The sequence below is a fragment of the Acinetobacter sp. Marseille-Q1623 genome (assembly GCF_902809895.1).
Classification (GTDB): Bacteria; Pseudomonadota; Gammaproteobacteria; order Pseudomonadales; family Moraxellaceae; genus Acinetobacter; species Acinetobacter piscicola_A.
In genome coordinates this window covers 500,199-514,615 of sequence record NZ_CADDWG010000001.1, presented here as the reverse complement: position 1 = coordinate 514,615, position 14,417 = coordinate 500,199, and the positions used below count along the sequence as shown (strand labels likewise).

Genomic DNA, 14,417 nt, shown 5'->3' with positions numbered 1-14,417 from the left:
CCTTTGAAAAAATTTTGAAAATCATTGATTACTTCCACACAAAAAGATCGTATGACAAACAAAAGCATCAATATCGTTATTGTGCTTTGATGCAATAAACATATGAACAGCCAGAGACAAAATCATATCTTTTGCCAAGAAATTGATAAAAAATGCTCAAAACTGGCTTATTTATAGCAAATTTTGGCATCTTTCAAACTTATTTGATTCACCATGAGCTGCTATAAATAGGTTAGAACAAACTGATGAGTATAATAATGAAGTTGATCCAAAATTCTCTTGTTGCACTTGCACTTGGCACATCTAGCATTTTAACAGGCTGTGCAACAGCAACCCTTCTTGATAAAGATGATGGCATTCGCACCAAAACTGTTAAAAATGTCTTAATTAATGACTATGTTGTTGCTTTTGGAAAGCCTGCACAAGCACTCCCCAACATTCCACAAGACAGCATTGTCATTGTGGGTCAACAATATAACTATGTCCTTACACACGGCGGTGCAAAATTTGCTAAAGTCATCTCAGCCCTTGACCCGAAAAACATTCAAGTCACCCGTTCCCTCGACTTTTACTCAGCAAAAAATGATGGAAATTTTTCAGGTTCATTGGATCTGTCTTATATTAAACTCGCTGAAGATGTCAGCAAAGCTGACCGAGAGTTTTTCATTGAAAATGGTGCCGCAGAATGTACCAACTCAAGTGATCAGCGCTTAAAGGCACAACGTTTTTGTTTCGATATTAAACTCGCAGGTGTGGTCTACCCTGCTGCAAGCAACCGTGACTCTTTCAAAGCCTTGAGTAAACCTTATCGCATTAGTATTTATACGCAAACACAGGAAAAGGACTATTCTCAAGCAAGCAGCAATGCCGCAAATAAACTGATGTTATTCCCATTTGCTGTCGCATTTGATGTGGTGACTTTACCTTTCCAAGCCATTCATAAAATATTTGATTAATCCCTTAAATCTATGCAGGATGATCATCAGATTTCCTGCATCATGCCCATCTATTTATGATTCCTTTTTCATTTGCATATTTGTGGATTTTTCTAGTTGCAGCAATTGGCAGTTTGGTTTTTTGCCTGTTTGCCATTGGACTAGTGTTCAGTAAACAATGCCGTATAAAACTTAAAAATGGCAATATTTTTATACAGTCTTTATTTGTCAGTAGTTGTTTATGTGTAGTGCTTGCGTTTGGACTCGCTTTTTTAGTTGAAACAGCAAAACGTGAAAGTCAAACTGAACATGAAGCAACCTATAAAACGCTGACTGCACCACAAACCATTTTAGGCATTCCCATGCCTACAGGCACAGAGCTGTATTTATTCGAACCCAACAATTTAAATTCATTTCGTGAAGCGGCTTTTCCTACCCCTGTGGCTTTTGGCAATTTCCAAATTGATAATGTACAAATCCCCAGAGGATTTGAGTTAGAAATGTTTGATGATCGTTCAATTACTTTACGTGGTAAAGGCACAGATCAAGTCGAAGGTTGGCAATGTAAGCTTGAAAATTATATGAAAGTCTATTTGGATGAAAAAGCCCATATTTCAGGTTTGGAATATTGCGCTTTGGCCCATTCTGTCAAACTGAAACACATCACTTTGCAGGCTCAAGCAGAGATTCAACGCAGTCAATATCCGAAATATCCCGATGGCTTCATCGCCCAAGATCTGTGGCAGATTAAAAATCCAATCACCCACTATAAAAATATGTCCTTAGAATGGGCTACAGTCTATTTAGATACACATCATAAAGTGCTGGGTATAGAAAATGGTACGCTTGCCAATGAAATGCATTTGGGTGGAATTGACTACCCGAAAGGTACTGAATTGAGTTTATTACTACACCCATTACTCAAAGACCAAGAAACTTGGCTACTGATTCCTCCTGCGCACCAAATGGCAAAAGCCAAAGATGGCACGACTTATACAGATCAACAAGCGATTTTACACACTAGTCATGGGCAAGTTTTAAAAGTTCTCAGTGCTTATGATGACAGCATCATGTACCGCAGAAGCAATCATTAAATAAAAACCATGATATTATTTTTCCAATGTGATACATACAAATTAAAGATTGGTTTCTCATACAATCACGCATGTGAAATTTATTTGAATACATATTTCGCTTCTGAGTTCATTCAAAATTGTTATACATATATTTTCTTACATTTTTCATTCGACATAGTATACTGCTAGAACCTATTTAGCTCATCTCTTTCTGAGTGCATTTTCATCGCTATGAAAAATTCCAGTTTATCGCAAACTTTTATTAAATCTTTCAGTATTTTATCAATTTCCATCAGTCTGATTGCATGTGGGAAAGGCTCATGGTTTGGCGATGATGAGCCACAACTTGAAAGCGAGCAAATCCGAAAATTAATTCCTAATCGTGTCCAAAACCGTGATTCTTGGGCAAAAGATATGTTTGATATTTCCCAAGAACTCAATATTCCAACTACCAAAGACAATGTTTGTACCATGATCGCCGTCGTTGATCAGGAATCAAATTTTGTTGCCAATCCTGTTGTACCAGGCTTAGGCGACAAAGCTGTAAAAGAAGTCACAACGCGTTTAAATGAAAAATTTGAAGATAAACTCGGTGAAACGATTGGTGGTACCGTTGCCACTTATTTTGAACAAGTACTCAAAACCCAACCAACACCTGAAGACAACTATCTCAAACAAATGCGTAAAGTCAGAACTGAAAAAGACTTAGACGTGTTGTATCGTGAAATTTTTGCGTATATGGCCAAGCATTATCATGTCAGTGCTTTAACAGGTGCAGCAAAATTGGTGGGACAAGATATTGGTGAAAAAATGAATCCAATCACCACATTGGGTTCAATGCAAGTCCATATCAATTATGCAAAAGATAACAAACGCAGTAGTATGAGCACCAATGAATTACGTGATGACCTCTATACAGAATATGGCGGTTTATATTATGGCATTCATCGTCTCATGTTATACCCTGCAGATTATGATAAAGCGATTTATCGTTTTGCTGACTACAATTCAGGTATGTATTCAAGTCGAAATGCTGCTTTTCAAAAAATGGTTGATAAACTTGCCGATGCTGATTTAGCTTTAGATGGTGATTTACTCTCTTATGATAAAAATGGCAACCCTCGGGCAGCAACAACCACGACTGAAAAAACCATTATCAGTTTATTTGCGAAAAATAATATTTTAGTGACACCGCGTCAGTTACGTAATGACCTAAAAAAAGAGAAAGAAAAAGGCTTTGAAAAAACGCAGACTTATATTGCCATTTCAAAACTGTATAAAGAAGAAACAGGCAAAGAGCCAATGTATGCAATCATGCCTGAAGTGGTGATTTCAGGCCCTAAACTCAGTCGTGATTACAATACCAACTGGTATGCAAGTCGTGTAAATGGACGCTATGAAACATGCATGCAAAGAGCAAAACGTATAAGAGATTAGCTTTATTTGATTTTGATGGAACCTTGTGCAAAAAAGACAGTTTCACAGGGTTCATTTTCTATGCTTTAAAAAAGCGTCACATCGTCAAACAAGGCATTAAAATTTTACCTTGGATTCAGGCTTATTATTTAAATATTTACCCAGCACACTCAATGCGAAATAAGTTATTTAAAGCCATGTTTAAAGATGCCAAGGCTTCAGAAATTCAAGATATTGCCGAAGAATATGCCTATCAGTTGATAGGACAACTTGATGCTAAAATTTATCAACAGTTATTAGAGCACCGAGAACAAGGTGATCATATTGTTTTAGTTTCGGCTTCTGTCGATATTTACTTAGAAGTCATTTGTCATCTACTAGATATTGATTTGATCTGTACTCAAACAGAAATCGTTGCTGGAAAATATACGGGGAATTATTCCACACTTGATTGTAGTAGCGAGCAGAAAAAAATCCGAATTTTAGAAAAATATGATCTAGATCAATATGATAAAATTTATGCTTATGGCAATAGCATTGAGGATTTAGAGATGTTAAGTTTGGCAGATTATAAATTTATGGTGGGTGAGGATACACAGTTACCCAGTTTAGAGAATAAAATGAAATTGGCTTAATTAAATCAAATAAGGCTCGACTCCTTACTAGAATCAAGCCTTAATCATATCTTTAAGACAATAGGTTTTAATAAATCGCCATATGATTGCGATGAATCATTTCCAAAGAACGTGCTTCACCTAACACCTGATGGACTTTATCTGAAGCTAAGCCTTTCACGATTTCAGCCGAACGAGAACTAAAATTCACTCGCCCCACCGCAACACGATGTCCAAGTGTATCGACACATTCCACCACATCACCACGATCAAAATGCCCTTCTACCGCTTTTACACCTACAGGTAACAGACTACGATGATTTTCTTTAATGGCTTTAACAGCACCATCATCCAAAACCAAACGCCCTGCTGTTTGCAAATGTGCCGCTAACCATTGTTGATGTGCCGTTACACGATCATCATCGGTGATGAATAAAGTACCCAACAACTCACCCGACATTAAACGAGCAAGTACATTGTCACTTTCACCACTCGCAATCAGCGTTGGGCAGCCTGATTTTGCAGCCAAACGTGCCGCACGTACTTTGGTCAACATACCACCACGACCAAACTTACCACCACCGCCTGCCATATCAAACAGCGATTCATCCATTGCACGAACTGTATGGAACAATTTTGCATTTGGATTAGAACGAGGGTCAGAGTCAAACATCCCTTGCTGATCGGTTAAGATAATCAGTAAATCCGCATGCACTTGCCCTGCAACCATTGCCGCAAGCGTGTCATTATCCCCGAAACGAATTTCATCAGTGGAAACCGTATCATTTTCGTTGATCACAGGAATGACACGCCAGTCAATCAGATGTTGTAAAGCATCACATGAATTTAAATAACGACGACGATCTGCCAAATCATCATGGGTCAGTAACACTTGCGCAGTTTGAATGGCATGATTTTCCAAAACGCTTGACCAAGTTTGGATTAAACCCATTTGACCAATGGCAGCACAAGCTTGCAGACTGGGTAGATCGGTGGGTCGGTTCTCTAGCTTCATGCGAACCATACCTTCAGCCACAGCACCTGATGACACGAGAATAATTTCATGTCCTGCATCGTGTAAATCTGCAATTTGTTTCGCCCAATGCGAAATAGCATCCAAATCTAAACCTTGCCCATTCGCTGTGAGTAAAGATGATCCGATTTTAACAACGATACGTTTTAAAGCCTTGAGCTGACGTTGCCCATCTACCACTTCTATCATCTTGTCCTCAGTTGTACGTTTGCTTAACGTACGTAATACACTTCCATTTCGCCATCATCACCATCGTCATCTTCGTCGTCATCACCCAATATGCCTGCAAGGCGTTGTTGACGGCGCATTTCACGATAAGCTTCTTTTGCAGCAATTGTTTGCTCACGTGTTTCAGCTTCAAGCTGATCACGGAAAGCTTTGATTTCTGCTGCATATTCAGGATCTTCAACTTCACGTTCGTGTTGTTGTTCGATTTGATCCATTAAGTAATACACAACATCTTTTGTCCCTTCAGACGTTAAGCCTGAAGTTTTAAATACAGGTCCATCCCACTGTAATTCTGTAAGAATGTGATTACACCATTCTTCTCGTTCAGACTCAGCGATTTGGTCAAGTTTATTCAGCACCAACACAATCGGTAACTTTGACAATGTCGGAGAGAATTTTTTCAATTCTTCCAAAATTGCTTTAGCATTATAAGCAGGGTCAGAACCATCAATCGGCTGCACATCTACGATATGTAATAAAATACGTGTACGTGCCAAGTGTTTCAAGAAACGGATCCCTAAACCTGCACCTTCTGCCGCACCTTCGATCAATCCTGGAATATCCGCCATAACAAATGAGCGATGACTGTCTGCATCGACTACACCTAAGTTTGGCACCATCGTGGTAAATGGATAATCTGCAACTTTTGGTTTCGCTGCCGATACTGCACGAATAAACGTCGATTTACCTGCGTTTGGCATACCCAGTAAGCCTACATCTGCCAACACTTTCAGCTCTAAACGAATTTCACGAAACTCGCCTTTGATCCCATGTGTACACTTACGTGGAGAACGGTTGGTTGATGATTTGAAATGGGTGTTGCCTAAACCACCATCACCCCCTTGTGCAACCAAAACTTTTTGACCATTTTCAACCAAGTCACCGATAATATCGCCTGACTCAGTATCAACAATGGTTGTTCCTACAGGTACTTTTAGCGTAACTGTTTCACCACTACGACCTGCACAGTTTGCACCCGCACCATTCTTACCGCGCTCAGCACGGAATCTACGGGTATAACGATAATCTACAAGTGTACTGGTGTTGTCATCGGCTTCGATATAAACGCTACCACCACGACCACCATCACCACCATCTGGACCACCAAACGGTACGAACTTTTCACGGCGAAAACTAGCTACGCCATTGCCACCGTCGCCAGCCTCTACGGTAATGACTGCTTCATCAACAAAGCGCATGCTGCCAATCCTCTAAAATCTTTAAAACCGCATATTCTGCCATATTTTGAAAAAATTCTCGAATAGTATTATTCAGCAAAACCTTAAATTTGATTCATTTTATGAAAGTTAAGACATAAATTTCTTAAATTCATACAAATACAGTTTAGCTCGCATGCATAATTTGCATTTTCAAATGATTTCATAAGATTAAATTTACACCATTGCTCACTTTCCAACTCCATTTTGACAGCACATTTAATTGTGCGTAAAATCGCCAATGAAAATTCACACTGATAAGGAAAAAAGATTGCCGATCGTGCAAATAAGTGCTGCACTTGGACCTGCAGAATGTGAGCTTGCTGTAAAATACACGCTTCAAGAAATGCAAAAAGAAGCAAAAAATCAAAAAATAGCTTTTGAAATCCTTGAATCTCATGAAACCCAACAGGGTTATTCTTCTATATTATGTAATGTTCCTGAAGATGCACAAATATGGTTAAATACGTGGCTTGGTACAATTCAATGGACATTTCAAAGTAAAATTCGTCCACAGCATAAACGTAAAAACTGGTTTGTGGGCATTAGTCAATTTGACACACCACAACAACTTCCTACGGATGACATGATTCACTTCCAAGCTTGTCGCGCCTCAGGTGCAGGTGGACAACATGTCAATACCACCGATTCTGCTGTTCATGCCACACATATTGCATCTGGCATCAGCGTAAAAGTCATGTCTGAGCGCAGTCAACATGCCAACAAACGTTTAGCGAAAGAACTGATTATGCTCAAACTTCAACAGCATAGTGAAAGCACCAAAGAAAATCAGAAGCAAGTACAACATCAGCAACATGCTTTGATTGAACGTGGCAATCCGATACGCAGCTTTAAAAAATAAACGTTATCACTTGCAGCATATACTAGTTAAACAAACGAATAGAGCGCAATATGAATGTACTCAGGCTTGGACAAGGTTTTGTTTATTCTGCAAAATTTCGGGTAAATTACGCTCAATCCACGCAATCAAATAATTTAACTTTTCAGCCACTTGTGCCCCCAAGAAAGTCAATTGATATTCTACTTTGGGGGGCACTTCAGGATAAACCGTCCGCAAAATAAACCCATCTTGTTCCAAAGTTTTCAGTGTTTGTGCCAACATTTTTTCACTCACCCCTTCTATACGCTTACGCAGTTCACTAAAACGCAATACCCCTTCACTTAAACTCTTTAAAATAAGCACAGCCCACTTACTTGTCACATGCTCTAAAATTTCACGGGAAGGACATTCACTGGATAAAACTTCACCAATCAAATCACTATGACCATAAGCGCTCATCAAAATCTCTCCATTTGGTAAATAACTTACTTTTAGGTACGTACTTACAATTTGTTAGTTATAGGTTTAAGATCATATCACCAAGTTTAAAAAACACACAACTAAAATGGTGAAAATATGAAAATTGCAGTTACAGGCGCAACTGGTCAACTCGGTACCTTAGTCATCAAGGCATTACTTCAACACACACAAGCTGAAAATATTGTGGCTTTGGTGCGTAACCAACAAAAAGCTCAAGATTTAAAAAATCAAGGCATTGAACTTCGTCATTTTGATTATGATCACGTTGAAACACTGGTACCTGCCTTAATTGGTATCGATAAATTATTACTGATTTCTGCCAATGAAATTGGTCGCCGCACACCACAACATAAAGCGATCATCGATGCAGCCAAACAAGCCAATGTTCAATATATTGCATATACAAGTTTGTTAAATGCCGATAGCAATCCGCTCGGTTTAACGCAGGAACATCGTGAAACTGAACAATTGATCCGTGAAAGTGGTTTATCTTTCACATTTTTAAGAAACAATTGGTATAGTGAAAATTATTTAGCAAATGTGCAACACACTGCTGAATCAGGCATACTTTATGGCAGTGCAGAAAATGGAAAAATCAGTTCAGCATCCCGTGAAGATTATGCTGAAGCTGCTGCCAAAGTTTTGACCAGTGTCGGACATGAGCATAAAACTTATGAATTAGCAGGCTCAGCAAGTTTTACATTAACAGATCTTGCAAGCTATATTTCGCAAGCAGCAAATAGACCTGTCAGCTATCAAAATATCAGTGCGCAAGATTATACCCAAGCCTTAAATGCTGCAGGTTTAGCTCCTGCTTTGGTGGATGTCATTGTGGATGCAGATGTGCAAACAGCAAAAGGTGCAATGTATAGTCAAAGCCAAGATTTAGAACATTTAATTGGACGTAAAACAACACCTATTCAAGATCAAATCCAAGCACTCTTTAAAGCCTAAATCATATCTAGTATCTTAAAACAACCAATACCCCTCGATTAGTAAGGGCGTATTGGTTGTGATTTTGACTCAGTTATGGGTGAATATTTTTTACAGGCAAATTGATCTGTAAATCTAAATCTGCCAATGATTGGCGTTTGCTGTTGTACATCGTTGCATTGAATTTGGCGATTTTTTTCATGGTCATTGGGTCATTAATATTTAACATAGGTTTAAATTTATGCTTCACATAAACATTTAACATCTCATTAAATTCAAAAAAAACTTGCCCGCTAAACATAATCTTAATCGGTAATTGATACGTTCGTTTAAGATGAAATGGCACATCAAGTTGTATCGGGATATCCACCTTGATTGGAAATTTTGGTAATAATTTACTTTGATAAATTAGATCTGTTGTAGCATCTAAAGGCATGATGGTATTAATTTTAATACTAGTTTGGTAATCAATATCTACTGAAATTGGCGTTTCCACCACAAAACTTAAATCTGCTGCATAACGCCCTTTTAAAGGTAATTGAAGCTTACGGTCAATATTCAATTCTGTATCTAATTGCCCCATGGCTTGGGTTTCTAAATAATTGCCGACATGAATTTGTGTAGGTAACTCATTAGAGAGTTGAATTTCTGCATTGTGAGCTGAAACCTGCAAAGACGCTTGCATATTTAAATACAGCCAAAATAAAGCCGCCACCAATAGCACAATCAAAATAAAGCTGATCAGCAAATTACGCACAGTCAAAAACGCAGCCATGGACTTACTCCTTTGCAGACTCAGGAGCTGGACTTACAGCTTTGATATTTTCTGCTTCATGTTGAGAAAGTCGAATACTATTTAAAGGAATTTTTAAATCACCCTTCTGAATTTTTACAGGTAGAGTATTTTTTACATCTACAGTTGCATCCAAACTTGATTTGATTGGTACATTGAGATGTCCTTGGATCGGGATATTGGTTTTTAAAGTCGCTTGCAGTGGAATATTCAAATTTTCTTTGAGCACTGTCCGTACAGGGGCATCAAACTTTAAATGTACTCTTTGATTTAAAGGCACTTGCAGGTCAATCGGCACCTCAATTTTAATGGGAATAATCCCCTTCAATGGTAAAGTAATATCTCGCCCCATCACTCTAACCTGAACTTTAGTGTCAATCGGCATATTTTGGTCGACTTTCAACACTTCCTTAACAGGAATTGTGGTTTGAATTGGAACAATATTATCAAAATACACATGAGGTGTAAGAGCCTGTGTTACAGGTAAATTTAAATTTTCATTAATTGGAATTTCTGCATTCACACGTCCCGTCACATCGACATCTAAAGCCTCATGAATTTTAACTTTGGCTTGTAAAGGTTCTTTCAAGTCGATATTGACGGCTTGGTTTTCAAGTGGAATGTAAATATTAAAATTTTTAAATACCCAAATCGCAATGGCTACACCGCAAATTGCAGCACAGACAATAAAAAATAGACCACCGACAATATGCTTAATTTGCAAAATTTATCCTTAAATTCAACATTTGTTTTACTTATCATTATTTTATCCATAAATGTGATATTTTTATCGTTTTATTGTGTGTATAAAATGTCTATTTGTGCATAAAACAATCTAATTATATTCATTTTTTTACTTTACCCCATTATTCATCATTATAAATAATGGGGGCCTTGTTTTAGTGAAAAACTTCAGACCAATAACATTGTACTGTTGTAAGCTTACCATCTTTAGCAATCACTAAGCCTGCTCCTTCTGCTTGTTGATTTTTATTCCATTTAATTTTATTAAATTGTTGTTTTGCCGCTGGTGTAGAAAGATCGAAATATAAAAATTCACTTAAAGTACGAGATTTCCCCCATGAAAATTCAATTTTCTTTACAGTTAAACCTTGGTAAACGGTATTTTTAAGGGTATAAATCGTTTTAGTATAGGTTTGATGCTCTTCAAACTCTTCTTTAGTGACTTGTTTTTTTAGAATTTGTACTATTTCTTGATCCTTTATAGTGGCTTTATGCAAATCGTAGTCTGACCGAACCGCACAATTATTTTCAAAACGATCTTGTAAATATGGAGTTAAATCCAAAGTTGTATTTGCAGCTGCATGAGAGAACGTTGTAAAACCCACTCCGCCAAGCATTATCATAGCAATAATATTTTTCATCATATTTCCTTTTTATTTAAAATGATTGATCAAAAGTTTTTTAATGTAATTACATTCATTCTAATGATATAAAAAAGAGCTTCCGTAGAAACTCTTTTTTAGTGCTAATTTACAAATTAAGCATTTGTTTCAGCAGGAACTTTTGGATAGCTTACGCCGCCCATTTGTTCAGCAATACGCAATACTTGGCAGCTATAACCCACTTCGTTATCGTACCAAATGTATGCAGTTAAACGGTTACCTGAAGCAATTGTTGCTTGCGCATCAAATACACCTGCAGTACGCGAACCGATAAAGTCAGACGATACAACTTCTGTCGAATTTGTATAACCAATTTGACCTTGAAGGTTTGAATTGATTGAGATTTGACGAATGTATTCGTTCACTTCTTCACGATCAACTTCTTTATCTAAAGTTAAGTTTAAGATTGCAAGAGAAACGTTTGGTGTAGGTACACGTACAGAATTACCTGTCAATTTACCTTGAAGTGCAGGCAATGCTTTTGCAACCGCTTTTGCAGCACCAGTTTCAGTGATCACCATGTTTAATGTTGCAGCACGACCACGACGATCAGCTTTATGATAGTTGTCAATTAAGTTTTGATCGTTTGTGAACGAGTGAACTGTTTCAACGTGACCATTAATCACGGTGTATTTGTCATGCAATACTTTTAATGTTGGTGTAATTGCATTGGTTGTACAGCTTGCAGCAGAGATGATTTTGTCTTCATCTAAGATATCTGCTTGGTTCACACCAAATACAACGTTCTTCATGTCACCTTTACCTGGTGCAGTCAGAATCACGCGTGCAGCACCTGGGCATTGTAAATGTTGTGCAAGACCGTCGTTGTCACGCCATTTACCTGTGTTATCAATCACTAATGCATTTTCGATACCGTATGCTGTGTAATCTACTTCAGCAGGGCTAGATGCATAGATCACTTTAATGAAGTTACCATTTGCAATAATTGCTTCATTTTCTTCATCTACAGAAATTGTACCTGCAAATGGACCATGAATAGAGTCACGACGTAATAAAGACGCACGTTTTTCTAAGTCACCGTCAGATGATTTACGTACAACGATTGCTTTTAAGTTTAAACCACGACCCAAACCAGATTGGCTAATGATTAAACGTGCAAGGATACGACCGATACGACCAAAACCATAAAGAACAACATCTTTCGGTTCTACAGATGCAGCATTACCCGCTAATGATTGAACAGCGTTTGCAACAAATGCGTCAACATCGCCGCCTTTTTCTTTAAATTCAACTGCAAGTTTACCTAAGTCAACCTCAGCAGAACCAATGTTTTCAATTTTTGCCAAAGCTTCTAAAATTGGGAAAGTTTGAACGACAGAAAGTTCAACATCTAACACACGTGTACGACGATGTGTTTTAAGAATCTGAATCACTGAACGGTTCACTAAAGAACGACCGTAAACAGAAGTGACAATATTTTTTTCACGGTATAATTGCCCAATTAAAGCAATCATACGTTCCGCGATTTCTTCGCGGTTTTTCCAACGACCTTGATGCTCTGCGTGTAGGGCGATGATAGTGTCTTTGCTCACAGATACGTCCTCTATTTTATGTATATCTAGACTTAGTTTAAAAACCCCAACATTGTAATGGAATTCTGTCAAAGAATGAATCGAAAGCTGATCAAGCAAAGTACTTTTTGTTGTATATTCATTATAATTTTACAAAATAGTTGTCATTATTTTAATGATTTCTCATTTTAATCATCAAATCACATATTTAAATACATCTACCATAACAAAGCCTAACTTACTTCATCCGAGGCGTTGCTCTACGTTTTCAACATTTCTTTTTAAATTTTGCGCATTTCGCTTTTGTTTATACAAATGTAGACTACCTTCGATGACCAATATCCCCACTGCACACCAAATTGGAATATAAGTTAACCATTCATCTTGGCTTATATTTTCTTCCAACGCCAAAGAGACCAATGCCAACAACACAGGCTCTAAATAACTCAGCAAACCAAATAACACCAAAGGCAAATAACGACTCGCTAAAATATAACTGCCTAAACCAATCGCACTAAGTAAACCCAAACCTGCCACCACAAGCCATAAATACCAACGCTCAGCAAACATCAGAAAAGGCGTATGCCCGATTTGTACCAAATAAATTGCGACAGGCATACAAATGAGAATATCCCACCAAAAACCACCCAAATTATCCGTTTGAATATGCTTACGAATCAGGAAATACAATGAATAACCTACTGCGACTGCCATGGTTTCCCATGCAATGCTGCCTAAACGCCAAATTTCATGTCCAACACCAAATCCTGCACACAGTACCGCCAGTATTTGCAACTTAGATAATTTTTCCTTAAAAAAGACGCTCCCCATCAGTACCAAAAACAGCGGCAATAGAAAATAGCCCAATGATACTTGTAGCCCGCGCCCATTCATCGGCCCCCATAAAAATAACCACAGTTGAAAACAGGTTAAAGCTGAAGTCATCATTAAAATGAGTAATAGCGCTGGTTGATCAATAATGCGTTGGTAAATGGTTTTAACATGTTGCCAATCACCACTATAAAACATAAAAAGTGTTAAAAAAGGTAAAGTAGAAATGATGCGCCAACCAAAGGCTTGTTGACTATCAAAAACATGAAGTAACTGACTATAAAAATATAAAACCCCAAAAGTGATCGATGCCAAAATGGATAATGCAACACCTTTAAACATCTATCACCTCTCATTTATTTTACAGAGGTATTATAAGCATATTTATACCCATATAATGGCACATTCAAATATAAATAATTCAATTAAAACTAAGGTTGCGTTTGCTCAGAGCGCACTAAATCTTTGATACTAAAACCGAGGGTTTGTGCATAACGTAAATACTCCGTGACTTTTTGCTCGTCAGGATGTGGTGTACGCGACAAAACCCAAAGATATTTACGCTTAGGCTCACCCACCAGTGCCATTTGATATTGCGGATCTATTTTTAAAATCCAATAGTCGCCACGCCCAAAAGGCATCCAACGAATGGTTTCGGGTAAAAAACTGACTTTGATCTTAGAATTGTACGGTGCATTACTCACAAAACCTTCACCCAAAGAGCGTAATTCATTGCCCTCTCGATTGAGACAACGATTATCGACTTCAACATTACCATACTCATTAATGGTATAACGTGCAGTGACATTTTTATGACAATCTTTTTGATAAAATAATGGCTTACGTGCAATTTCATACCAAAGCCCTAAATATTTATCTAATTCAACACGGGGTACAGTGGGTAGCGAACGGTCTTGTGCATACAATGATGAACTCATTGCTACACTTGCCAACAGTATACCCTGTAAAAATATTTGGCTATTTTTAGGACAGATTATGGGTATTTTTTTGATTAAATTCACACGCTATCCTCACATTTATTCAGAATAATAATTATTAAAATAATCATAAATTTAAGCTTA

General features: G+C 37.6%; 15 protein-coding genes. 6 read left to right on the top strand and 9 right to left on the bottom strand.

Translation table 11 applies throughout. The features are described 5' to 3' along the window. The first annotated feature begins 257 nt into the window (after positions 1-257). The 4 genes from HUV91_RS02385 (at position 258) to HUV91_RS02370 (ending at position 4,062) form a co-directional block, all read left to right on the top strand. Positions 258-956 (top strand): hypothetical protein, encoded by a 699-nt coding sequence (locus tag HUV91_RS02385; RefSeq protein WP_174492405.1) that lies wholly within the window; start codon positions 258-260, stop codon positions 954-956. Positions 957-1,012: 56 nt separating this feature from the next. Continuing rightward, complete coding sequence (locus HUV91_RS02380; RefSeq protein WP_174492404.1) at positions 1,013-2,029, top strand: YccF domain-containing protein; 1,017 nt, start codon at positions 1,013-1,015, stop codon at positions 2,027-2,029. 213 nt (positions 2,030-2,242) lie between these two features. Next, positions 2,243-3,448, top strand: a complete 1,206-nt coding sequence (locus HUV91_RS02375) for a DUF1615 family protein (protein ID WP_174492403.1) — start codon at positions 2,243-2,245, stop codon at positions 3,446-3,448. Beyond that, complete coding sequence (locus HUV91_RS02370) at positions 3,415-4,062, top strand: HAD-IB family hydrolase (protein WP_174492402.1); 648 nt, start codon at positions 3,415-3,417, stop codon at positions 4,060-4,062. Before HUV91_RS02375 ends, HUV91_RS02370 begins: the two co-directional genes overlap by 34 nt. A 67-nt stretch (positions 4,063-4,129) precedes the next feature. On the opposite strand, the gene proB is transcribed toward HUV91_RS02370, so the two are convergent. Beyond that, positions 4,130-5,263 (bottom strand): glutamate 5-kinase, encoded by a 1,134-nt coding sequence (proB, locus tag HUV91_RS02365; RefSeq protein WP_174492401.1) that lies wholly within the window; start codon positions 5,261-5,263, stop codon positions 4,130-4,132. Positions 5,264-5,286: 23 nt separating this feature from the next. Next, positions 5,287-6,501 (bottom strand): Obg family GTPase CgtA, encoded by a 1,215-nt coding sequence (gene cgtA, locus HUV91_RS02360; RefSeq protein WP_174492400.1) that lies wholly within the window; start codon positions 6,499-6,501, stop codon positions 5,287-5,289. Between the two features lie 289 nt (positions 6,502-6,790). On the opposite strand from cgtA, the gene prfH reads away from it, so the two are divergent. Continuing rightward, positions 6,791-7,381 (top strand): peptide chain release factor H, encoded by a 591-nt coding sequence (gene prfH / locus HUV91_RS02355; RefSeq protein ID WP_174492399.1) that lies wholly within the window; start codon positions 6,791-6,793, stop codon positions 7,379-7,381. A 60-nt stretch (positions 7,382-7,441) separates the two neighbouring features. On the opposite strand, the gene HUV91_RS02350 is transcribed toward prfH, so the two are convergent. Then, on the bottom strand, positions 7,442-7,819 hold the full coding sequence (locus tag HUV91_RS02350) for a winged helix-turn-helix transcriptional regulator (protein ID WP_130073177.1): 378 nt from the start codon (positions 7,817-7,819) through the stop codon (positions 7,442-7,444). Positions 7,820-7,936: 117 nt separating this feature from the next. Between HUV91_RS02350 and HUV91_RS02345 the strand changes: the two genes are divergently transcribed. Then, complete coding sequence (locus HUV91_RS02345) at positions 7,937-8,794, top strand: SDR family oxidoreductase (protein WP_174492398.1); 858 nt, start codon at positions 7,937-7,939, stop codon at positions 8,792-8,794. A gap of 73 nt (positions 8,795-8,867) precedes the next feature. Here the strand turns inward: HUV91_RS02345 and HUV91_RS02340 are convergent, their stop codons facing one another. From HUV91_RS02340 to HUV91_RS02315, 6 genes are all read right to left on the bottom strand, one after another. Next, positions 8,868-9,548, bottom strand: coding sequence for a hypothetical protein (locus HUV91_RS02340; protein WP_174492397.1), 681 nt, complete (start codon positions 9,546-9,548; stop codon positions 8,868-8,870). 4 nt (positions 9,549-9,552) lie between these two features. Then, positions 9,553-10,290 carry an MFS transporter gene (locus HUV91_RS02335; RefSeq protein WP_130073174.1) on the bottom strand — a complete coding sequence of 246 codons (738 nt, stop codon included), beginning with the start codon at positions 10,288-10,290 and terminating at the stop codon, positions 9,553-9,555. A 175-nt stretch (positions 10,291-10,465) separates the two neighbouring features. Next, on the bottom strand, positions 10,466-10,951 hold the full coding sequence (locus tag HUV91_RS02330) for a hypothetical protein (protein WP_228721826.1): 486 nt from the start codon (positions 10,949-10,951) through the stop codon (positions 10,466-10,468). 116 nt (positions 10,952-11,067) lie between these two features. Next, positions 11,068-12,525: a glyceraldehyde-3-phosphate dehydrogenase gene (locus HUV91_RS02325; protein ID WP_130073172.1), complete on the bottom strand. Its 1,458-nt coding sequence runs from the start codon at positions 12,523-12,525 to the stop codon at positions 11,068-11,070. A gap of 222 nt (positions 12,526-12,747) precedes the next feature. Beyond that, entirely contained in the window at positions 12,748-13,677 is a 930-nt protein-coding gene (rarD, locus tag HUV91_RS02320) for an EamA family transporter RarD (RefSeq protein WP_174492395.1), read from the bottom strand. 89 nt (positions 13,678-13,766) lie between these two features. Beyond that, on the bottom strand, positions 13,767-14,357 hold the full coding sequence (locus HUV91_RS02315; RefSeq protein WP_228257056.1) for a lipocalin family protein: 591 nt from the start codon (positions 14,355-14,357) through the stop codon (positions 13,767-13,769). Positions 14,358-14,417 lie beyond the last annotated feature (60 nt).

What these genes read in the sequence shown, in the direction of transcription:
- HUV91_RS02385 (WP_174492405.1), top strand. Translation starts at nt 258, where the DNA reads ATGAAGTTGATCCAAAATTCTCTTGTTGCACTTGCACTTGGCACATCT.
- HUV91_RS02380 (WP_174492404.1), top strand. Translation starts at nt 1,013, where the DNA reads ATGATTCCTTTTTCATTTGCATATTTGTGGATTTTTCTAGTTGCAGCA.
- HUV91_RS02375 (WP_174492403.1), top strand. Translation starts at nt 2,243, where the DNA reads ATGAAAAATTCCAGTTTATCGCAAACTTTTATTAAATCTTTCAGTATT.
- HUV91_RS02370 (WP_174492402.1), top strand. Translation starts at nt 3,415, where the DNA reads ATGCATGCAAAGAGCAAAACGTATAAGAGATTAGCTTTATTTGATTTT.
- proB (WP_174492401.1), bottom strand. Translation starts at nt 5,263, where the DNA reads ATGATAGAAGTGGTAGATGGGCAACGTCAGCTCAAGGCTTTAAAACGT.
- cgtA (WP_174492400.1), bottom strand. Translation starts at nt 6,501, where the DNA reads ATGCGCTTTGTTGATGAAGCAGTCATTACCGTAGAGGCTGGCGACGGT.
- HUV91_RS02350 (WP_130073177.1), bottom strand. Translation starts at nt 7,819, where the DNA reads ATGAGCGCTTATGGTCATAGTGATTTGATTGGTGAAGTTTTATCCAGT.
- HUV91_RS02345 (WP_174492398.1), top strand. Translation starts at nt 7,937, where the DNA reads ATGAAAATTGCAGTTACAGGCGCAACTGGTCAACTCGGTACCTTAGTC.
- HUV91_RS02340 (WP_174492397.1), bottom strand. Translation starts at nt 9,548, where the DNA reads ATGGCTGCGTTTTTGACTGTGCGTAATTTGCTGATCAGCTTTATTTTG.
- HUV91_RS02330 (WP_228721826.1), bottom strand. Translation starts at nt 10,951, where the DNA reads ATGAAAAATATTATTGCTATGATAATGCTTGGCGGAGTGGGTTTTACA.
- rarD (WP_174492395.1), bottom strand. Translation starts at nt 13,677, where the DNA reads ATGTTTAAAGGTGTTGCATTATCCATTTTGGCATCGATCACTTTTGGG.